Annotated in this window: 13 protein-coding genes and 1 pseudogene; 6 read left to right on the top strand and 8 right to left on the bottom strand. The window is 68.0% G+C overall.

Annotation, left to right across the window (positions count from 1 at the left end; genetic code table 11):
- Nucleotides 1-173 precede the first annotated feature (173 nt).
- The 3 genes from pulA to IGS67_RS05265 form a co-directional block, all read right to left on the bottom strand.
- Nucleotides 174-7,469 carry a pullulanase-type alpha-1,6-glucosidase gene (gene pulA / locus IGS67_RS05275; protein ID WP_192278542.1) on the bottom strand — a complete coding sequence of 2,432 codons (7,296 nt, stop codon included), beginning with the start codon at nucleotides 7,467-7,469 and terminating at the stop codon, nucleotides 174-176.
- A gap of 276 nt (nucleotides 7,470-7,745) precedes the next feature.
- Nucleotides 7,746-8,738, bottom strand: coding sequence for a malate dehydrogenase (locus IGS67_RS05270; RefSeq protein ID WP_192278540.1), 993 nt, complete (start codon nucleotides 8,736-8,738; stop codon nucleotides 7,746-7,748).
- A 140-nt stretch (nucleotides 8,739-8,878) separates the two neighbouring features.
- Nucleotides 8,879-10,096, bottom strand: a complete 1,218-nt coding sequence (locus IGS67_RS05265; RefSeq protein WP_192278538.1) for an NADP-dependent isocitrate dehydrogenase — start codon at nucleotides 10,094-10,096, stop codon at nucleotides 8,879-8,881.
- A 233-nt stretch (nucleotides 10,097-10,329) separates the two neighbouring features.
- Here IGS67_RS05265 and IGS67_RS05260 point away from each other — a divergent pair, with 233 nt between their 5' ends.
- On the top strand, nucleotides 10,330-11,295 hold the full coding sequence (locus tag IGS67_RS05260; RefSeq protein WP_192278536.1) for an MIP/aquaporin family protein: 966 nt from the start codon (nucleotides 10,330-10,332) through the stop codon (nucleotides 11,293-11,295).
- Nucleotides 11,296-11,444: 149 nt separating this feature from the next.
- Here the strand turns inward: IGS67_RS05260 and IGS67_RS05255 are convergent, their stop codons facing one another.
- Nucleotides 11,445-11,837 carry a DDE-type integrase/transposase/recombinase gene (locus IGS67_RS05255; protein ID WP_192278534.1) on the bottom strand — a complete coding sequence of 131 codons (393 nt, stop codon included), beginning with the start codon at nucleotides 11,835-11,837 and terminating at the stop codon, nucleotides 11,445-11,447.
- Nucleotides 11,838-12,054: 217 nt separating this feature from the next.
- Here IGS67_RS05255 and IGS67_RS05250 point away from each other — a divergent pair, with 217 nt between their 5' ends.
- The 3 genes from IGS67_RS05250 to IGS67_RS05240 all read left to right on the top strand — a co-directional run bounded on the left by IGS67_RS05250 (nucleotide 12,055) and on the right by IGS67_RS05240 (nucleotide 14,004).
- Entirely contained in the window at nucleotides 12,055-12,348 is a 294-nt protein-coding gene (locus IGS67_RS05250) for a hypothetical protein (protein ID WP_192278532.1), read from the top strand.
- A gap of 418 nt (nucleotides 12,349-12,766) precedes the next feature.
- Nucleotides 12,767-13,552: a hypothetical protein gene (locus tag IGS67_RS05245; protein ID WP_192278530.1), complete on the top strand. Its 786-nt coding sequence runs from the start codon at nucleotides 12,767-12,769 to the stop codon at nucleotides 13,550-13,552.
- Nucleotides 13,553-13,794: 242 nt separating this feature from the next.
- The gene (locus IGS67_RS05240) at nucleotides 13,795-14,004 is read left to right on the top strand and encodes a hypothetical protein (RefSeq protein WP_192278944.1); all 210 of its coding nucleotides are present in this window, start codon (nucleotides 13,795-13,797) and stop codon (nucleotides 14,002-14,004) included.
- Between the two features lie 375 nt (nucleotides 14,005-14,379).
- Here IGS67_RS05240 and IGS67_RS13640 read toward each other — a convergent pair whose 3' ends face one another.
- Nucleotides 14,380-14,610, bottom strand: coding sequence for a hypothetical protein (locus IGS67_RS13640; RefSeq protein ID WP_210767065.1), 231 nt, complete (start codon nucleotides 14,608-14,610; stop codon nucleotides 14,380-14,382).
- Nucleotides 14,611-14,747: 137 nt separating this feature from the next.
- Nucleotides 14,748-15,317, bottom strand: coding sequence for a helix-turn-helix domain-containing protein (locus IGS67_RS13635; RefSeq protein ID WP_210767064.1), 570 nt, complete (start codon nucleotides 15,315-15,317; stop codon nucleotides 14,748-14,750).
- Nucleotides 15,318-15,502: 185 nt separating this feature from the next.
- On the opposite strand from IGS67_RS13635, the pseudogene IGS67_RS05230 reads away from it, so the two are divergent.
- Nucleotides 15,503-16,609 (top strand): annotated as a pseudogene (locus tag IGS67_RS05230) (IS110 family RNA-guided transposase).
- Nucleotides 16,610-16,647: 38 nt separating this feature from the next.
- Here IGS67_RS05230 and IGS67_RS05225 read toward each other — a convergent pair.
- Nucleotides 16,648-17,058 (bottom strand): DUF3017 domain-containing protein, encoded by a 411-nt coding sequence (locus IGS67_RS05225; protein WP_192278528.1) that lies wholly within the window; start codon nucleotides 17,056-17,058, stop codon nucleotides 16,648-16,650.
- A gap of 132 nt (nucleotides 17,059-17,190) precedes the next feature.
- Between IGS67_RS05225 and IGS67_RS05220 the strand changes: the two genes are divergently transcribed.
- On the top strand, nucleotides 17,191-18,660 hold the full coding sequence (locus IGS67_RS05220) for an FAD-dependent oxidoreductase (protein ID WP_192278526.1): 1,470 nt from the start codon (nucleotides 17,191-17,193) through the stop codon (nucleotides 18,658-18,660).
- Between the two features lie 79 nt (nucleotides 18,661-18,739).
- Here IGS67_RS05220 and purH read toward each other — a convergent pair whose 3' ends face one another.
- Nucleotides 18,740-20,359 (bottom strand): bifunctional phosphoribosylaminoimidazolecarboxamide formyltransferase/IMP cyclohydrolase, encoded by a 1,620-nt coding sequence (gene purH, locus IGS67_RS05215; RefSeq protein ID WP_192278524.1) that lies wholly within the window; start codon nucleotides 20,357-20,359, stop codon nucleotides 18,740-18,742.
- Nucleotides 20,360-20,381: the final 22 nt, after the last annotated feature.

Below are 20,381 nucleotides of genomic sequence, written 5' to 3'. Positions count from 1 at the left end.
CCCGCGAATCCGCGTAGATGGTTACTCCCAGTAACCATCTACGCGGATTCCTCGTCGCGAAAAGCGCGCGGTGGGCGGGCGGGCTGGCGCGGCGCGGGTGCGCGGGTGCGGGGACGGCGCAGGGCGCGCCCTCCGTGAGGAGGACGCGCCCTGCGCCGTGCCGCCGTGCGGGATCAGCGGACGGTCATCGTGGTGCTCGCGCTCGCCTTCGCGAGCCGCGCCGAGCCGCCGTACGTCACCGTGATGTCACGGTCACCCGGGCGGAACGCGACGACGCGCACCCTCAGCGTCGTCGACGTCGAGCGGCCCGAGAGGCGCACCGACGCGATCTTCTTGCCGTCGAGACGCACCGTCACCGTCCCCTCGGGGCGGGCGTGCGCCGTCCCCCGGACGCGAACCGTGAGGTACGCCGAACGGTGGACGCGGGCGTCCGGAGCCGTCACGCTCAGCCGCGGCTTCGTCCGCACGACCTTGAGCGTCGTCCGGGTCGACGTCTTCGTGACCGTCGTCGAGCCCGAGTAGCGCACCGTGAGCCGCACCTTGCCGGCCTTCGCCGACACGGAACGCGGCAGGACGACCTTCGCGGAGCCCTTGACGACGCGCGCCGAGCCGACCCTGCGGTTGCCCTGGTAGACGGTGACCCGTCCGGCGGTCGAGCCCGCGGACGCGTTCACCCGCACCCTGAGGACGGCACGCTCGCCCGTGCGGACGGTCGTCCCCGTGACCTTGAGCCGCGCCTTCGCCCGGTTGACGACGAGCGCCCCCTTCGACGAGCGTGACGCTGCCGCGGTCGGTGTGCCGGAGAAGCTCGCGACGACCGACGTGCGCCCGACGCGGGCGACCGCCGTCTTCGAGAGCCGGACCTTGGCGACGCCACCTCTGACCTTCGCGGAGCCGAGCACCTTCGACCCCGCCTGGAGCGTCACCGTCCCGCCGTCGGTGCGCCCCGCCGAGGACACGCGCACGGTCCACACGGCCCGCGAGCCGAGCGTCGTCGTGAGCGTCGTCGGCGACAGGCGCGTCGTCGACTGCTTGGGGGCCTCGGTCGTCGGCGTCGGGGCCGGGGTTGTCGGCTCCTCGGTCGGCTCCGCGGTCGTCGGCGGGTCGGTCGGCTCCGTCGACTTCTCGACGAGAAGCGCGACGGTGCGGGCGGGGATCGTCACCGTGCCGGTCCGAGCATCGAACGTCGTGCCCTTGACGACCGCGTCCGAGCCCTTCGCCTGGATCGGCGAGAGCGCAAACGCACGGCCCTTGAGCGAGGCAACCGTCGTCGTGATCGGCGCCGGCGACGCGTTGAACGCGACGAGCGCGCCGTCGAGCGCCGTGTCGACGTCCGTGCCGACCGTGTCGTCGACCTGCATGAGGAGCAGGCCGGGCACGGCGTCGGCACCCGACCCCGGGAACGACACCTTCTGCTTGATGAGATCTGCGGAACCGAGACGCAGGAGCGACGTCGAGTACCGCAGGCGGAGCAGGTCGAGCGCCTGTGCGTTCGCGGTCGCGATGTCCGCGGCCGACGGGGTGAGCGCTGGGTCGGCGAGGAGCGGCGTCATGAGCGACCACTTCTCCCCGTTCTTCTCCTCGGGCGGGAGGCCCACGCCGAAGTTGTTGCTCTTCCCGGTCCAGTCGAGCGCGTTGAAGTGGTCGCCCGAGTTGTAGCTGTCACGGTCGAGGGACTTCGACCGCAGCAGGTCCGTGCCCGCGTGCCAGAACGTCGGCGTCTGGGCGAGCGTCGTCGTCGCGAGCGACAGCGTGTTCATGCGCACGCGGTCGGCCATCGACGTGTCCTTCGGCAGCTTGAGCGTGAGGATGTCGAAGAGCGTCTCGTTGTCGTGCGCGTCGACGTACGTGACGACCTCGTCGGGCTGGCTCGCGTAGCCCGCGGGAGCACCGCGGTAGTCGAGCTCGTCACCCCGCTGCGCTGTGCCAGCGGACGTCGTGAACGTGTAGTCCGCAAGGTTGCCCGCGAGGCCCAGGCGGACGAGGTCCGTCTGGTGGCGCAGGTCCGCGATCTCGTCGGCGGCACCCGTGTTCGTGCCGCCGTCGCCGCGCGTGCGACCGTTCGGGTCGGTGCCGAGGCCCGTGCCGAAGCCCTGGACGAACGTCGAGCCGCCGTCGACGGGCGAGCCGCCGTGGACCGCGTCGCGGAGGCGGTCGGAGAACGTCCCGATGCCCGTGCCGTTCAGCTGGCCCTGCGTCGCCTGCTCGAAGCGGGCGTTGTCCGCGACCTCGCCGAAGTTCCAGCCCTCGCCGTAGAGGTAGATCTTCTTCCCGTCGACGCCGTCCTTCGCGACCGTGAGCGCGTCGAGCGCCTCACGGACGGCGAGCATGTTCGCCTTGGAGTGGTGCCCCATGAGGTCGAACCGGAAACCGTCGATCTTGTACTCGCGCGCCCACGTAACGACGGAGTCGACCATGAGCTTCTGCGCGAAGGCGTTCTCCGTCGCCACGTTCGAGCAGCACGTCGAGTTCTCGACGCCGCCCGTCGCCGAGAGGCGCTGGTAGTAGCCGGGCACGACGCGGTCGAGGACGGACTTCGGGTCCTGGCCGGACGCCGCCGTGTGGTTGTAGACGACGTCCTGGACCACTTGGAGCCCGTTGCGGTGGAGCGCGCCGACCATCGTGCGGTACTCAGCGACGCGCTTGCCGCCGTCCTGGTTGCCCGTGGTCGCGTACGAACCCTCGGGAGCCGTCCAGTGCAGCGGGTCGTAGCCCCAGTTGAAGCCGTCCTCGTCCTTGATCGCGTCGACAGCCGCCTGCTGCTCCTCGGAGGCCGGCCCGAAGCTGGAGAGGTCGCCCGTCGTCTTCTGCTTGCTGCGGTCCTCCTCGATCGTCGCGATGTCGAAGGACGGCAGGAGGTGCACCGTGTTGAGGCCCGCTGCCGCGAGCTTGCGCAGGTGCTTGACGCCGTTGCCCTCGCCCGCGAAGGCGAGGTACGTGCCGCGCTGCGCCTCGGGCACCGACGTGTCGGTGATCGAGAAGTCACGGATGTGCAGCTCGTAGATCGAGCGGTCGACGGGCCGCGCGATCGCTGGCGGGGTGGCCGTCGCCCACGCGGTGGGCCGGTAGGCCGGGTCCGCGAGGTCGACGAGCACGGAGTGCGTCGAGTTGAGCGTCAGCGCGACCGAGTACGGGTCGGTGACGAGGTTGTGCTCGACCTTGCCGGTTGACGGCACGTAGACCTCGACGTCGTAGCGGAAGGCCTTGTCCTTCCACGCGGCCGTGCCCTGCGTCACCCAGGTTCCGTCGGCCTGGCGGGTGGCGGGGACCTCCGTCATCTCGCCCGTGGCGGTGCCATCACCGTCGAGCCACACCTGCGTCGTCACCGAGCGTGCGGTGGGCGCCCACAGCGTGAGCGTGGGGACGCCCGCGGCGAACGTCGCGCCGAGGTCGCGCTCGAGCGCGGCCGCGTAGACGTCGTCAAGGACGCCCGCGAGCTGGACACCCGTCGCGTACACGACGCTGCCGTCCTTCTCGGCGGACACGAGGAGCTGGCCCTGGAGCACGGACTCGACCGCGGCACGGTCGACACCCGCCGGGAGCTCGAGCGCCGCGTACGTCGCGAGGTGCGGGTAGGCGGTGCGGAGCGTTGCGGGCAGGCCCGTGCTCAGCGCGGTGAGCTCGTGGACTGTCGTGCCCGCGGGCGCGGCGATGCCGTCCTTCCTGGCGCTCATGCCGCCGTCGGCAGCGGCCCGCAGGGTCCAGGCCGCGCCGGCGACCGCGGAGGCCGGGACGGCGAGCGTGCGCTCGTCGAGCCAGTAGGCGCGCGAGCCCTCGCCCGCGACGGAGGTGTCGGCCGCAGCCGTGAACTCCTTCGTGGTGAGGTCGAGACGGAAGTTCATCGTGGCGTAGTCCTTCGGGACGGTGAAGCTGAGGTCGGAGCCCGGGTAGGACTCGGCCCAGCCGAGGTCGAGAGCTGCCTTCGCAGAGTACGACCCCTTCCTGAGGCGGTTGGTCTGCAGGACGTAGACCTGGCCGTCACGGTCGTGGTTCTGGAGCCACGAACCGAGGCACGAGGGCGCCCAGATGTCGGCGCAGCCCAGCTGCTGCTGAAGAGTTCCGGCGACGACGGCCGCACGGCTCGGGCCGCCCGCGTAGATCGCGTCGACGAAGTGCGAGTCGTCGTCGTAGACGAACGTCACGTCGGTCTCTTCGGTGAGCGTGAGCGGGATGTTGGGGCCGTTGTGCTGACGGTCGGACCCGTAGTTCTCGTCCCACGAGCCGTTGATCGTCACCTTGTACGCGTAGTCGCCCGCCGGGAGCGTGAACGTCCCTGAGAACACCGAGCCTGACTGCTGAGTGAGAAGCGACTCGTCGCACGCTTCCTTCCAGTCGCCCTCACAGCCCATCTCGGAGTTGAGCGATCCGGTGATCCGGACGTCGATCTCACGCTGCGGCTCCGGCCCCTCGACGGGCGCAGCGCCGGTCTCGACCGTGATGTCGCCCGTCGCAGGGTCGAACGTGACGATCGCCGCCGGGTGCTCCGCGGTGATCTCGAACGCGACGTTGGGGCCCGTCGCAGGGAACGAGGTGGACCAGTCAAGACCTTCGACGACCTTGAGCGCGTAGTCGCCCGGCGTGAGGCCGTCGAGCACGTAGCGGTAGGTGCCGTCGTCGCGCAGGTCCATGAGCGTGCGAAGGCACGCGTCAGACCAGGGCGCGGCGCAGCCGAGCTGCTCCTGGAAGTCGCCCGCCACCGTGAGGACCCTGCTCTCGGCGGTCGTGGCTCCGAGCTTCGTCACGGGGTCGAAGTAGAACGTCACCGGACCACCGGCATGCGTGTAGCTGTAGTTGAGCTTGCCGCCGAGGACCCCACCGGGTCCGTAGGCGCGGTCGTCACCCGTGCCGTACGCGAACTTGAACTCGTAGGTCCCGGCCGGGATGTCGAAGGTGCCCTCGTACGTGCCGTCGGACTGGAGCGTGAGCGCGGTCGACTCACAACCGAAGTTCCAGTCGGCGCAGCCGCCGATCTCGGAGGCGTGGTCACCAGGGATCGAGACTCGGAGGTCGGGATCGTTCGCGGCGTCGATGCCGACGCCGTGGTCGTCGCCGACGACCGCGGTCGTCGTCGTCTGCGAGAGGCCGCCTGCGGCGTCGCGCACGACGGCGCGCACCTCGAGGAGCGAGCCCGCCGCGTAGTCGTCGGTGTCGAGGAAGATGCGCGGCGTCGTCGTGTCGTCGGTCCCGAGGAGGGTCCACTCGTCGGCTCCCGCGAGCCGGGTCCAGAACGTCGTCTCTGCGTAGCGCTCGGTCCCGAGGTCGACGGAGATCGCGTTGAGCGAGCGGGTGTCGGGCGGTGTGTTCGCCTTGACGGGGCCGTCGAGGCGTAGGCCCGTGCCTGCGACGAGCGACAGCTCGGGCGCGATCGCGTCGGTGTCTGCGACGAGGTCCGAGCCTGCCGTGAGGACGACCGCGGAGAGCGCGGGCACGGTGAGCTCCACGGTGCCGTCGGACGCCGACGTCACCGAGCCGGACAGGCCGTACAGGGCCGTGAACTCGGCGTCCGGCGTGAGCGCCGTGAAGGTCGCAGTGTCCTCGGCCGTCGAGTTGTTCACCGCGACGAGGTACTCGCGCATGTGAGTGGCTGCGGTGTCGACGCGCGAGAAGGCGTAGATCCCCGCCCCGGAGTCGGCGAACTGCTCGATCTGCGCGCCCGAGCCGAGTGCCGGGTGAAGCTTGCGGAGCTCGGCGAGCTCGGCGATGTGCTTGTAGAGCACGGTGTCGGTGTCGTAGCGGTCCTTCGTGCCGGCGGGCGTGCCGTCGAGGAGGTTCTGGTCGGCAAACTCTGCGACCTGCGACGCGAAAAGCGACTGACGCGCGTCCTTGTCCTTGCCCTCACCCTTGTCGCCGACGAAGCCCTGCTCGTCGCCGTAGTAGACGACCGGCTGGCCGCGTGTGAGGTACATGAGCGAGTGCGCGAGCGCGGATCGCTTCTCCCGGGCGGACGAGTCCTTCACGTAGTGGCCGATACGGCCCATGTCGTGGTTGCCGAGGAAGGTCGGCAGCGAGTGGGCGTTCTTCGTCGCGGTCGTGTAGTAGTCGTCGCCGGCGAAGAGCGTCGAGAGGTTCGAGGCGTTGCCGCCCTTGGCCCAGACGGCCGCGGCGTCCTGGAACGTGAAGTCGAGGACCGAGTCCATGTCAGAGTCGCGCAGGTACGGCGAGAGCTTGACGGGGTCGGCGTCGTAGACCTCGCCGAACATGAAGAAGTCGGGGTTGCTCGCGGTCGCCCTCTTGATGGCTGTCGTCCACTGCTGCCAGAACGAGAAGTCGACGTGCTTGGCGGTGTCGATGCGGAAGCCGTCGATGCCGCTCGTCGCCCACGCCTCGTAGATGTCGATGAAGCCCTGGACGACCTCGGGATTTGTCGTGTCGAGGTCGTCGAGGCCGTCGAAGTCACCGAGGATCGCGGACTCGCCCTTCCACGTCGAGTTGCCGCGGTTGTTGTAGAGCGAGGTGTCGTTGAGCCAGGCCGGGACCTTGATGTCCTTGAGGCCGACGGGGATGAACGGCGTGTACGGTTCCTCGGTCGAGGGCCGGTACGTGTAGACGCCCTCCTTGTAGTCGATGATGTCCGCGGTGTGGTTGACGATGATGTCGAAGTACACCTTGATGCCGCGCTCGTGCGCCTCGGCGATGAGGGCTTCGAGCTCGTCGTTCGTGCCGAGGTGCGGGTCGATCTGCGTGAAGTCCGTGATCCAGTAGCCGTGGTAGCCGGCCGACTGGTCCGCGCCCGTGCCCTGGACGGCACGGTTCTTGAACGACGGCGTCAGCCAGATCGCAGTCGAGCCGAGGCCCTTGATGTAGTCGAGGTTGTCACGCAGGCCCGCGATGTCGCCGCCGTGGTAGTACGCCTTGTCGGCCGGGTCGAAGCCGTGCTGGGCCCGGTCGCCGTCGATGCCGCCGAGGTCGTTGCTCGCGTCGCCGTTGGCGAACCTGTCGGTGAGGACGAAGTAGAACTGCTCGTCGGAGCCGGGCTGGCGCACAGGGCGCGGGGCGTCGGCGCTGGTCGGCGGGGTGACGGTCGTGCCGAGCGGCGCGATCTGCACCTTGCCGGAGTCGGAGTCGAAGGTGAAGCGGAACTCGGAGTCGCCGCCCGTCGTCAGGCGGATGTTCTTGGCGTCAGGTCCGGTGGAGCCGGCGCGACCCCAGGCCTGGGCGTCCCAGGTGTCGCCCGCGAGGACCTTGAACTCGTAGGAGCCTGCGGGGAGCTCGGCATCGATCGACCATCCGGTCGACGTACCCACCTGGGCGAGGGTGCCGAGGTCGCAGTCGGGCAGCCAGTCACCGGCGTTGTCACCGCCCGTGCACCCGAGCTCGGACTGGAGGCTGCCGACGAGCCGGTAGCCCTCGGGGTCGGCGGCGAGGGCGGGCGCGGCACCCGCCACGATGCCCGACGCCGCGAGGGCGAAGGTCGAGAGGTAGGCGGCGGCTCGCCGCCTCCTCACCCCGGGCTGACGACGTTCCTGCATCTCATGACTCCTTCGTCGGTGCGACCGCTGTGTCGCTGCTCACGTCTGCGCCGAGGGTAGTCGTTGCTGAAACTTGCTGCAACAGTAGAAACGCCGGCCTCAACATGGGATGACATTCGCCGCGCAAAGGGCCCACGAAGGGACGAAAGTGGCCGTGTTCTTGCAGAAGAGATCACGACAAGGTCTCGGCCGCGGACACCAAGTCCACGCACGACGACGCCGCCCCGCCGACCGGGAAGGTCGACGGGGCGGCGCAGACGTACGGAACGAGAGAGGTCAGACGAGTCCGAGGCCTGCGACCGCGTCACGCTCCTCGAGTAGCTCGGCGACCGACGCGTCGATGCGCTCGCGCGCAAGGTCGGAGACCTCGAGCCCCTCGACAACCTCCCACTCCCCGCCGCTCGACGTCACCGGGAACGACGAGACGATGCCCTCCGGCACGCCGTAGTGCGATCCGTCCGACATGATCGCCGCACTCGTCCACTCCCCCTCCGGGGTGCCGAGCACCCAGTCATGCACGTGCTCGATCGCCGCGTTCGCCGCCGAGGCCGCGCTCGACGCGCCGCGCGCCTCGATGATCGCCGCACCACGCTTCGCAACCGTCGGCACGAACTCGTCGAGGTACCACGCCGCGTCCGCCGCCAGCTCCGCACCCGGACGCCCCGCGACGTCCGCGTGCGCGATGTCGGGGAACTGCGTCGCCGAGTGGTTGCCCCAGATCGTCACGTTCCGCACCTGCCCGACGGGCACCCCGCCACGCGTCGCGAGCTGCGAGAGCGCACGGTTGTGGTCGAGACGCGTCATCGCCGTGAACCGGCTCGCCGGGACGTCGGGCGCATGCTTGGCCGCGATGAGCGCGTTCGTATTCGCGGGGTTGCCGACGACGAGCACCCGCACGTCGTCCGCCGCACCCGCGTTGATCGCCGCACCCTGCGGACCGAAGATCCCGCCGTTCGCGGCGAGCAGGTCGCCACGCTCCATGCCCTTCGTCCGAGGCCGAGCCCCCACGAGCAGCCCGACGTTCGTGCCGTCGAACGCCGCCGTCACGTCGTCCGTCACGTCGATCGACGCGAGCAGCGGGAACGCGCAGTCGTCGAGCTCCATCGCTGTGCCCTCGGCGGCGCGCACGCCCGCCGGGATCTCAAGCAGCCGCAGCCTCACCGGGGTGTCCGGTCCGAGCATCTGCCCCGACGCGATCCGGAAGAGCAGCGCATAGCCGATCTGGCCCGCAGCGCCGGTCACCGTCACTGTCACGGGTGTCGCAGTCATCGTCCCAACTCCTTCGTCGTCAGCTTCCTGCGTACGTCCAATGGTGCGTCACCAGCGGCGACGTCGCACAGGACCATCGTGCACGACGGCCCGCCAGGATCTGTCCTGACGGGCCGTCGAGACCACGCACCGAGCGCTTCTCAGCCGAGACGCGCGGCGAGGTTCTCGTCGAGCGCCGCGAGGAACTCCTCCGTGGTGAGCCACGGCTGGTCCTTGCTGATGAGCAGCGCGAGGTCCTTCGTCATCTTGCCGGACTCGACCGTCGAGACGACGACGTCCTCGAGCGTCTGCGCGAAGTTCACGACCTCCGGCGTGCCGTCGAGCTTGCCGCGGTGCATGAGTCCGCGCGTCCACGCGAAGATCGACGCGATCGGGTTCGTCGACGTCGGCTTGCCCTGCTGGTGCTGGCGGTAGTGACGCGTCACCGTGCCGTGCGCAGCCTCGGCCTCGACGGTCTTGCCGTCAGGCGTCATGAGCACCGACGTCATGAGGCCGAGCGAGCCGAAGCCCTGCGCGACCGTGTCCGACTGGACGTCACCGTCGTAGTTCTTGCACGCCCAGACGTAGCCGCCCTCCCACTTCATGGCCGAGGCGACCATGTCGTCGATGAGACGGTGCTCGTACGTGAGGCCGGCAGCGTCGAACTGCTCCTTGAACTCCGCGTCGAAGACCTCCTGGAAGAGGTCCTTGAACTGGCCGTCGTACGCCTTGAGGATCGTGTTCTTCGTCGAGAGGTACACGGGGTACTGGCGCTGGAGGCCGTACGCGAACGAGGCACGTGCGAATTCCTTGATGGACTCGTTGAAGTTGTACATGCCCATCGCGACGCCACCCTCCTCGGGGAACGTCACGACCGTCTGCTTGATCTCCTCGGAGCCGTCCGCAGGCGTGTACGTGAGCGTGAGCGTGCCGGCGCCGGGAACCTTGAAGTTCGTCGCCTTGTATTGGTCGCCGTGCGCGTGGCGGCCGATGATGATCGGCTTGTTCCAGCCCGGCACGAGGCGCGGGATGTTCGAGATGATGATGGGCTCGCGGAAGACGACGCCACCGAGGATGTTGCGGATCGTGCCGTTGGGCGAGACCCACATCTTCTTGAGGCCGAACTCCTCGACGCGCGCCTCGTCGGGCGTGATCGTCGCGCACTTGACGCCGACGTTGTACTGCTTGATCGCGTTCGCAGCGTCGATCGTCACCTGGTCGTCGGTCGCGTCGCGGTTCTCGATCGACAGGTCGTAGTACTTGAGGTCGATGTCGAGATAAGGGTGGATGAGGCGGTCCTTGATGAACTGCCAGATGATGCGAGTCATCTCGTCACCGTCGAGCTCGACGACCGGGTTGACGACCTTGATCTTGCCCATGCGTGCAACGCTCCTGTGCTGTGTGGGGGGTGTCCACCCGCCAGGATACCGGATTTCTTGACGTCAAGATAGTTGACCGGGTGTCGCCCCAACCTCGTGCTCAGGTCCGCGAAGTGGCACACTCAGGGTTTGTCCAGCCTGGCACGGCAGCATCGCGAGAGCCGCCCGCCATCCGGGTGGATCGCTTTCTTCCGCGCTGCGCGGCCAACCATCACGAGACAGACAGGACCACAATGTCGCTCACTGACGACACCGCGCTCGACGCCGCGGACGCCACCCCCCTCGAGCCCCTCCCCCTCGCCCCCGCCCCCGTGGGCCCGTCCTTGCTTCTGCGCGCGGGCGCCGAGGTCTTCGGCACGTTCATCCTCGTGCTGCTCGGTGTGGGTGCGACGATCTATCCCGCCCTCGTCGTCAGCGGTATCTCGACGCTTGTCTCGATCATCGGCTTCGGTGCCGGCCTGACGATCGCCATCGCCACCGTCGGGCACATCTCCGGCGGGCACTTCAACCCGGCAGTGACCCTCGGCACGGCCATTGCTGGCCGCACCCGCTGGGCGGATCTCCCGGTCTACTGGCTCGCACAGGTCGTCGGCGCGACCCTCGCGGCCATCACTCTCTTCGCCATCGTCCCGAGTACCGTCACCGAAGCGATCGGAGCGACGGAGGGCGCGCGTAGCGTCCTTGCGCTCGGCGCCAACGGCTTCGACACGCACTCGACGTTTACGACCCCCATCCTCACGGGCCTCATCGTCGAGGTCATTCTCACGCTCGCCTTTGTCGGCCTGGTGCTCTCCGCCACAGCCAAGCCTCGGGCGAGCGCCGCTACCCCGGCCTTTATCGGCCTCGCGCTCGCGGTCACCCTCCTCGTCGCTGCGCCCTTCACAGGCGGCTCCGTCAACCCCGCCCGCTCCCTCGGTGTCGCGTTCTTCGCCGAGTCCTGGGCGCTCAAGCAATCGTGGCTCTTCGTTGTCGGCCCCCTCCTTGGCGCCGCGATCGCGGGCCTCGTTGCTCGTGTGCTTTCGCTGGGCGGCTCACCCGCCGTTCTCGAGGGCGCCTTCTACGCCGGCGAGCCTGGCGAGTTCGCTGAGTCCGTCGTCATCGACGAAGACGGCGAACTTCAGACCGCCGCGGTTGCCGAGGAAACCAACAGCGAGCAGGTCACGGACGAGATCGACGCCGTCAACTCCAACCGCGCCTGACAGGCACGACCCGACGGCCCGCTTCACCTTAGGTGGGCCGTCGCCGACGGCGATGGTTAGTTGCAGTTCCCGCTGAGGTTGTGAACGCGGCCGATGGGTGAGAGCCCACCGAAGCCGCCGTCGGCTCCGTGGTGATTGCATTCGTGGAGTCATGCTGGTAGGCGCGGCATGTTCGGACTCTGCCCCGTAGGGGCTAGCGGAAGCCCATTCTGAGGCCGGGTGCGGCCAGACTTCTCGGCCTTCCCGTTGGCCTGCGGTGGAGGCGGGCAAGTGAGCTTGTGCTTCACGCCGATGCCGAGCGCGTCTTGGAGAGCGTGCGAGCGGTAGCAGGACCCGTTGTCAGTGATCACGCGCATCGCAGCGATGCAATGCTCAGCGAAGAGCTCGCGGGCGCGTTCCCGGAACGCGCCCGCGAGTTCTTTGAAACCGTCGCCGAATATCTCGGAGTACACCAGCGGCGAATGATCGTCGACCCCGTGATGCAGGAAGGCGCCCTCGGAACGGACGATCTTCCGGTTCGAATGCCTCTGCTGACGGCTCACCACCCGCTGCCAGTCGCCGTTGGGGATGCGGCAGGGCTCCTGAAGTCAACACGCACCAGAACACCGGGATGCGCACGCTCGTAGCGGACAGGAGTGGAGCGGCGCCCTCGGCGAATAGCGGCCTCGGTGCTCCCGCGGCGAGCCGACCAGCAACGCTACCTACACAAGGACGACGGCGCGCGCCGGCCTGCGCGTCCTGCTGGCCGCCCGCGATCACATGACATCCGAGCGGACTGCGACCATCAACGCGTCGATTACGTTGCTACGCGTCCTCAGCCTCGGCATCGATGCCCGCAGACCGCAGACCGGCAAGCAGATCATCGAGGTCTCTATGCGGCGCTCCCGCACCAAGGCGGTCAGGTTGGTCATCGCACGAACCGAGGCAGTGCGGCTGGCTAAACATGTCCTCGACCTCGGCGAGGAGCTCGCTGAGAACACCAAGAGGATCGCGGCACTGCTCAAGCAGAGTCCGGCGCGCGTTCTCCTCGACAAGCCTGGGATCGGCCCGTGATAGTAGCCGTGGCAATGATTGCGTGATCTCACGACGGGCGCATGCACTCCGAGGCAGCGTTCGCCTCGCTCGCAGGTGTCAGCTCAACCCCGCGTCCTCTGGCAACACGGTGCGTCGCCGCCTCAAGCGCTACCTCGCCCAGCAGATCCATCGTGCGCTGACGACCGTGAACAGGGCCGACGAACGCGCCGCGAGCCCGATCGATACCACAGCCATCACGACTTGACAGCCATAGAAGGGTCACCTCCTCTGAGGCGACTACATCCGCGGAGGCCCACGCCAATCGCGCACAGACTCCGAAGTGTCCGACTACCGGAAACTTCTTGCATAAGCTCCGTTCGACCGCTAGCATCATGCCCCGTAGTCATGTCGCGCTGTGCAAGCGCACCAAGAACGGCACACAATGGAGCGTTGATCAATGATAAAGAGAACTCAGCGCATGGTCCTTTCGGCGCTAGCAATTGTCTTCCTGTCAATCAGCACAACTGCTGGGACCCCTGCCGTCACTACCGCACACGCGACTAGCTTCACTCCGGGCACACTGCTTTCGAGCGGGTGTTCAAGTTGGCTTGAGTGGCGCGGAAACAGTGGCGTCGATTTTACCTATCGGGTTTACGTTGGGGACCCGCGAAACTGGCCTCTAGACCGGAAGACCGGCACGGTCCGCTTCTGTGCATGGAAGTTCCGAATCGACAACGAGAAGGTAAAGGCCCAGGACTATTACTACGTAAAGGTCAAGACCGAGTTCGCCGGTTACGACAAAAAGTCTCAGGGATCCCGCGGCGGCCCCTGGAGCGTCTCCGTAAAATCCTCTCAGAACGCCACCTCGAACGACTACCATGCTTCGCCGACAGTAACCTCGCCATCCTCTTCACCGTGGAGTGTTTCCGTCGGAGCCGGCTGGGGATTTGCTAGCATAGGCGTCGGATATCAGTTCAAAGAAAAGGGAATCACCATTCGCCGAACTTCTAACACAGTGAACTCTGCGAGTTGGGGATCGAACGCAAAGGACATCACTGTGGCCGAACACGTCTATGCCCAAGCAGTAAAGGCAAAGACTGTACCGAAGTACACGGTCGTCGCGACGTATCCAAACTTTCGATACCGCTATCTTCGGAAATGCAGCACTGACCCGTGGTGCACCCGGCCAACTTTCAAGAAGGAGTCAACCCAGACCTCCACCAAGTGGACAGTAGTCCGCTAGTGCCGCGCCAAACAATACCGAGGTTACTTCTTCAGATACTAGCCTCAACAATTCTCATTTGTTCCTGCGCCGACGCTCGAAACCAAGAGGCGGACCTGCGCGACCAGAAGTCAGTTGCGGCAGCCCTTGAGTCCGCAATACGCAAGAACGACGCGACACAACTTCGAGGTATATTATCGATCCATCAAGGAGGCACATTCATACACGCAAGAGACACTTCCATGGAATGCGCTCAGGCATTTATGAACAAAATCTCCAGCCTCGTGGGCGAAAGCGTCCGGGCAACTGTCAACAAGCATGTCGATCAGGTGGTTGTTGATCCCGCGATTGGATCAGAGATGGTCTCGACGCCGTATGTTTCCCTAGATTCAGGAGCTGAGCACCTAGAGTTCGGGCTCGCGAAGGTGGAAGGCTCCTGGTTCTTGGTCATTGAACAGGGCGACTTCTGTTGATGCTCCCCGCCGCATCGGCCCTCGGACTCGGGGCTCAGGGGAGAATCTGCAGACGATGCTCGAAAACTGAACAGTTCCGCCGCGGTGGTTTCAAGTAATCGTCGCAACACCGGCGTCGAAGTGGAGGCTATCAGCGTCGGGAACCCTTCCGCCCGCTGCGGACTTTGCCGGGTCTCCCGTTGACCGCGCGCAGGTGTCCCTCAGGGTGGATGGTGAGGTCAGTGCCCTTGGGGGAGGTCCTCTCGCAGGAGTCCGATCGTCTGTTCTCGTTGCTGCCGCGTTGCTAGGGCGAGTGCGAGTCGCAGAAGTAGACCGCGACGCCGAGTGACTCTTTCACGTGGAGATGACGTGCTATTTCTGCGCCCTGGTCTCAGGTCATCGACTTGAGCATTCTCGGTGGACGTCGCTCATGCGCGCGACGAGCGCGTCGTGGAGTGCGTCGGCATCTCTGAGGGGCAGGTGGAGCAGCCGGGTGGTGCGGGACTGGCGTTCGACGAGAGTGCCGATCGCTGAACTCTGCTCCCTACCGATGATGAGGTCGCCTTCCCAGTGGCCGGGCTCGCTGCGGTCCTCGAGTGCGAAAAGCCGGTCGTGGATGGTCAGCATCGGTTGTTCGAACCGGGGACGGCGTCGGTCGGTCGCTGTTGCGCTCACCGGTGCTGGCGGCCCGTCCACAGCGGCGGTGGTTTCAGCGGGGCAAGCCGGGACGGTCGCGATAGCGGGGATCCTGGGCGATTGATGGCCTAGTAGATGCTCTCAGGACTTAGCCTCATTGACGGCTGCTTCGGGTACTTCTCTTCCAGGCGAAGGTTGATCTGCTCGGGGCTCCACCGTTGCTGTAGTAGCTCACCAACTGTGTCGAAGAGGTGACCGTCGTTGGCGATGCGGCGAATATGATTCCTCGCGCGGCGCGCGACGCTGTGGCGCTGGGCGTCGAACGGCCGGTAGTGATCGCGGCCGATCGAGTTGCGCGCCACCTCGCGGGCGATGGTCGAGGTCGAACGCCCCAACGTCGCGGCAATCTCGCGCATGCTGTTGCCGGAGTGGAGGAGGTCTGCGATGCGGATGCGTTCGCCCTCCGACAAGAAGCGCGCGCTGATCTCACGGACCGCGTGCCGCTCGAGCGGAGGGACGAGTCCGACGACGGCGCCACCGCGGTAGGTCTTGTATCCACGAGACCAGTTATGGCCGGCGGTCCGCGAAACACCCACCTCTCGGGCCGCCACCACGATACTCCCATTACCGTTCAAGTAGTCCCGCACCACGGGATCGGCCGCTGTGTCGGCATGACGGTCTTTCCCTGTCGTTCGCATGATCCGGGGAGTGTTGTCACCGACCGCACAGACGTCAGGTGACTGCTCATAGGGACGCGACCCCGTTCCGGCGGAGGCCTCTTTGTAATGTGGATGCCAGGACCAGACGTCACACCACCGATCTTCAGAACAGGCCGGACGAGGAAGTCTCTGTCACGACCACCACACTCGTTGACACCGGCCAGATCCAGATTTGGTGCGGACTCGACGTCGGCAAAGAAGAACACCACGCCTGCGCCCTTGACGCAGCCGGAACGAAGCTATTCGACAAACCCCTCCCACAAGACGAAACGCGTCTGCGAGAGGTTTTCGGGAAGCTCCTCGCTCATGGCCGCGTGCTCGTGATCGTCGACCAGCCCAACACGGTCGGCGCGCTCCCCGTCGCCGTCGCCCGAGACGCTGGCTGCGATGTCGCCTATCTGTCAGGTCTCGCCATGCGATAGGCCGCACAACTCATGCTCGGTGACGCGAAGACGGACGCGCGGGGCGCATTCGTGATTGCCAATACGGCACTTCGAATGCCGGACGCGCTCCGAGCGGTCGGCCGCTTCTTCACCGGCACGCGAGTGACGAACCAGCTCTCCCTCAATCTCCTCGCCCGCTACGGCGGCCCGACTGGACTCGCCAAAACGGGCTCTACTCGGGTGAAGTCCTGGGCGCGTAAGACTCATCACCGCGGCGTTGACTCCCTCATCGAGGACATCTTCGTCGCACTCAGCGAGCAAACGGTCATCGTCGTCGGAACTCAGGCCGCGGAATCGATCATTCCTCGCGTCGCGCAGCAGATCGCAGCACTCATGGCGCAGCGGCGCGAGCTGGCCTGCGAGGTCGAGGAGTTGCTTGACGCATTCCCTCTTCGTCTGGTCTTGATGTCGATGCCGGGAGTTGGCGTCAAGACCGCCGCCACGATTCTCCTGGCCATTGGCGACGGTTCCACGTTCCCGACCGCAGGGCACCTCGCCGCCTACGCCGGCATCGCTCCGGTCACCAGACGCTCAGGCAAGTCCATTCGCGGCGAGCATCCGGCCCGGTCAGGCAACAAGCAACTCAAAAACGCCCTCTTCCGCTCAGCATGGGTTGCCTCGACCCACGATCCGGAATCAGCGGCCTACTACCAGCGCAAGCAGGCTCAAGGGAAAGAGCACAACGCTGCTGTCATCTGCCTCGCAAGGAGGCATTGCGACGTGATGTTCGCGATGCTGCGCACGGGGACCCTCTACGAGCCCAGACACCGGTTGACCTGTCCCTCGCGGCTTGACAAGACCATAGGGACACCCCCTGCCCGGACCTGAAGCTCCACCCTGGACCCTTGACAAAACGAAACTACATATCAGTCGAGCGGGGCCGTCAGCGCGAGCGCGACGAGCGCCGTGGCCGCGCCGAGGTAGAACGTCACATCGAGCCACCGGCTGCGCACCTCAAGGCCCGCAACGGGTTCGCGGACCACGAGGCGCACGACGCCAGCAAGCGCCGATTGCGCCGCGAGCGCGATTGCCGCGGCCTTCGGTCCCATCGTCATGGCGAGCACACAGACGACGACCACGAGGCCGGCGTTCACCCAGATCCACACGTTGCGACGCGGCGCGATCGCGCGTGCGGCCTGCTCGGCGTCGTCAAAGTGCGCGGGGACGACGGAGTCGTCGGGCAACTGCGCCGCTGCCCCCGAGCCCTCGCGTCCGGCGCGACCTGCAAGGTCGCGCGCGACCGCCGGGTCCTGCCCGGGCTGCTCGGCCCCAGCCATCGGTCCTCCTTGCGACGTCACGATCCCCGAGCCTACCCGCGTCGCGCCGGTGGGGACGCGCAGTGGGTGTCGGGCGGTGAGAACGCGCTGCAGTTCACAGCGCGCGCTCCGGCGCGCGGCTACCGTGGGGGCGTGAGTTCGTCGTCGCCATCTCTTCTCCCGTCCGAGCCGCTGGCGCCGGAAGCCGCGGTACTCGTCGTCGGCGCGGGGCTCGCGGGCCTGCGGACCGCGGCGCTGCTGCGGGAGCACGGGCATGCGGGGCCCGTGTATCTAGTCGGGGACGAGCCGCACGCGCCGTACGACCGACCGCCGCTGTCGAAGCATTTGCTCGACGACGGCTGGCACGTTGACCTAGGCGCGGACCTCGGCATCGATCTGGCGGCGCTCGGGGTCGAGGTGCGGCTCGCGACGCGGGTCACGCGCATCGATATCGATGGCGAGCGCTTCCGGGCGGTGCTTGAGGGGCCGGGGGCGGACACACTCGTCGTCGACGCCGTCGTCCTCGCGACCGGGTCGCGCGCCACACGCGTGCCCGGGTGGGAGCACGCGCTCACGCTCCATACGTACGACGACGCCGCCCGCCTCCGCGCCGCCCTCGCTCGGCACTCCCAGCCGCGGCTCGTGTGCATTGGCGCAGGCTGGATCGGCGCCGAGGTTGCGGGCGTCGCGGCCGCCGCTGGGGCCGAGGTCACGGTCATCGAGGCCGCGCCGCACCCGCTCGCGGGCGCGCTCGGCGACGTCGGGGCACTCATCGCGCCCTGGTTCCGTGCCGCAGGCGTCACGCATCTCACGGGCACGGGGGTCGAGGCGATCTTGCCCGACGGCGTCGTCCTCGACGACGGTCGCCGGGTCGACGCCGACGTTGTGCTCGCGGCCGTCGGCGCGCGCCCGGCGCCGTTGCCCGACGGGTCTCTCGCGGAGCTCCTGCGTGCCCAGCCGGGGCGTGGTGTTGCGGTTGACGCTGGTATGCGGCCGACGAGCGCCCCGGCACCGACCGCGGGCCGCATGACGCTCGGGAACGACGGCATCGCCGAACTCAAGGAGGGGCAGCAACTGCTCGCGCGCGTTCGAGTCGTCGGTGACGCAGCGGTGCGTGCGTCGGCGCGCGGCGGCGTCGTGCACGGCGGGCACTGGGACGGTGCGCTGACGACGCCCGAGCTCGCGGTCCGGTCGCTGCTCGATCCCGCCGCCACGCTTCCCGATCCCGCGCCGTATGTCTTCTCGACGATGCTCGGCCACGAGGTCGCGATGTTCGGCACGCCCGACGCCTCCGTGGACGTCGTCCTGCGCGGCGATCCCGCAGGTGAGGAGGGGTGGGCGGCGCTGTGGTTCGCAGCACCGGATCCATCGGGCGCGGCGTCGGGCGGTGGATCGTCGGGCGCAGCGTCGGCCGGTGGAGCGTCGGGCAGTGAAGCGTCGGGCGCGAAATCGGCGGAGGCGTCGTCGGACACCATCCCGAACCTCGATCTGCGGACGCTCACCGGAATTTTCGTCGTCGACCGCCCACGCGATGTCGCCGCAGCGCGGCGACTTTTCTGCACGGCGACTCTGCCACGCCTCGACCCAACCCGAGCCGGTAACCCGGCCCTCCCCCTCCGTTAGCGGCCGACGCTTCAGCTCGATCGCCCGGATGCACGCGCGACGCGTGCATCCGGGCGATCGAGCGGGGCCCTGGGAAGGGTCAGTGGGCGAAGTGGCGCGTGCCCGTGAGGTAGAGCGTCACGCCGGCCGCGGCGGCCGCGGCGATGACCTCGTCATCGCGCACCGACCCGCCCGGCTGGACGACGGCACGCACGCCGGCGTCGAGCAGCACCTGGAGGCCGTCGGCGAACGGGAAGAACGCGTCCGACGCCGCGACAGCCCCGGCCGCGCGATCGCCCGCACGCTCGACCGCGAGGCGGCACGAGTCGACCCGGTTGACCTGGCCCATGCCGACGCCGACCGACGCGCCCCCGGCTGCGAGGAGGATCGCGTTCGACTTCACGGCACGCACCGCGCGCCACGCGAACGCGAGGTCCGCGAGCGTGGCGTCGTCGGCAGCCTCGCCGGTTGCGAGCGTCCACGTCGTCGGGTCGTCGCCCGCAGCGTCGAGGCGGTCGACGGCCTGGACGAGCAGCCCGCCGGAGATGGGGCGCGTCTCGACGGGTGCGGACGGCTCCGCATCGACGAGCAGGAGGCGCACGTTCTTCTTGGCGCGCAGGATGTCGAGGGCCTCGGGCTCGTAGCCGGGCGCGACGACGACCTCGGTGAAGACCTCCGCGATCTGACGTGCGGCCTCCGGCGAGACGACGTCGTTGAGGGCGATGACGCCGCCGAACGCGGACAGCGGGTCGCACGCGTGCGCCTTGGCGTGCGCATCGGCGATGTCGGTGCCGACCGCGATGCCGCACGGGTTGGCGTGCTTGATGATCGCGACGGTCGGCTGCTCGCCGTGGTCGTGCGCGGCGCGCCACGCGGCGTCCGCGTCGACGTAGTTGTTGTAGCTCATGGCCTTGCCGTGCAGCTGCGTGGCCTGCGCGAGGCCGTCCGTCGAGCCGTCGACGTAGAGCGCCGCGCGCTGATGGGGGTTCTCGCCGTAGCGCAGGACGTCGGCGCGCGTCCACGTGCCGCCCATCCACGACGGGAAGCCCGTCGAGACCTGCGCACCGTCGACCTCGACGGCGTCGGTCGGAGAGACGACCGAGCCCATCCACGACGCGACGGCGACGTCGTAGGACGCCGTGTGGATGAACGCGGCGGTCGCGAGCGCCTTGCGCTCCGCGTACGTGAAGCCGCCCGCGCCGAGCGCGGCGACGACCGAGCCGTACTGCGCCGGGTCGGTGACGACGGCGACCGACGGGTGGTTCTTCGCGGCCGCGCGCACCATCGTGGGGCCGCCGATGTCAATCTGCTCGACGCACTCGTCGGGGCTCGCACCGGACGCGACGGTCGCCGTGAACGGGTAGAGGTTGACGACGACGAGCTCGAACGGCGCGACACCGAGCTCGTCGAGCTGCGCGAGGTGGTCGTCCTTGCGGGTGTCCGCGAGGATCCCGGCGTGGACGCGCGGGTGGAGCGTCTTGACGCGGCCCTCGAGACACTCGGGGAAGCCCGTGAGGTCCTCGACGCCCGTGACTGCGATGCCCGCGGCGGCGATCGTGCCAGCGGTCGAGCCGGTCGAGACGATTTCGACACCCGCGTCCGCGAGCGCGCGGGCGAGGTCGATGAGGCCGGTCTTGTCGTAAACGGAGACGAGAGCGCGACGCACGGGGCGGCGGGCGTCGTCCGCAAGCGCGGGGGCGGGGGTGTGGGCGGCGGACATGAGGGGCTCCTCGGGGTTCGCT

The organism is Flavimobilis rhizosphaerae, assembly GCF_014852685.1.
GTDB classification, from domain to species: Bacteria; Actinomycetota; Actinomycetes; order Actinomycetales; family Cellulomonadaceae; genus Flavimobilis; species Flavimobilis rhizosphaerae.
This window is presented reverse-complemented; position numbering and strand designations above follow the sequence as displayed.

What these genes read in the sequence shown, in the direction of transcription:
- IGS67_RS05225 (WP_192278528.1), bottom strand. Translation starts at nt 17,058, where the DNA reads ATGGCTGGGGCCGAGCAGCCCGGGCAGGACCCGGCGGTCGCGCGCGAC.
- IGS67_RS05270 (WP_192278540.1), bottom strand. Translation starts at nt 8,738, where the DNA reads ATGACTGCGACACCCGTGACAGTGACGGTGACCGGCGCTGCGGGCCAG.
- IGS67_RS05250 (WP_192278532.1), top strand. Translation starts at nt 12,055, where the DNA reads ATGACATCCGAGCGGACTGCGACCATCAACGCGTCGATTACGTTGCTA.
- IGS67_RS05260 (WP_192278536.1), top strand. Translation starts at nt 10,330, where the DNA reads ATGTCGCTCACTGACGACACCGCGCTCGACGCCGCGGACGCCACCCCC.
- purH (WP_192278524.1), bottom strand. Translation starts at nt 20,359, where the DNA reads ATGTCCGCCGCCCACACCCCCGCCCCCGCGCTTGCGGACGACGCCCGC.
- IGS67_RS05265 (WP_192278538.1), bottom strand. Translation starts at nt 10,096, where the DNA reads ATGGGCAAGATCAAGGTCGTCAACCCGGTCGTCGAGCTCGACGGTGAC.
- pulA (WP_192278542.1), bottom strand. Translation starts at nt 7,469, where the DNA reads ATGCAGGAACGTCGTCAGCCCGGGGTGAGGAGGCGGCGAGCCGCCGCC.
- IGS67_RS05245 (WP_192278530.1), top strand. Translation starts at nt 12,767, where the DNA reads ATGATAAAGAGAACTCAGCGCATGGTCCTTTCGGCGCTAGCAATTGTC.
- IGS67_RS13635 (WP_210767064.1), bottom strand. Translation starts at nt 15,317, where the DNA reads ATGCGAACGACAGGGAAAGACCGTCATGCCGACACAGCGGCCGATCCC.
- IGS67_RS05240 (WP_192278944.1), top strand. Translation starts at nt 13,795, where the DNA reads ATGAACAAAATCTCCAGCCTCGTGGGCGAAAGCGTCCGGGCAACTGTC.
- IGS67_RS13640 (WP_210767065.1), bottom strand. Translation starts at nt 14,610, where the DNA reads ATGCTGACCATCCACGACCGGCTTTTCGCACTCGAGGACCGCAGCGAG.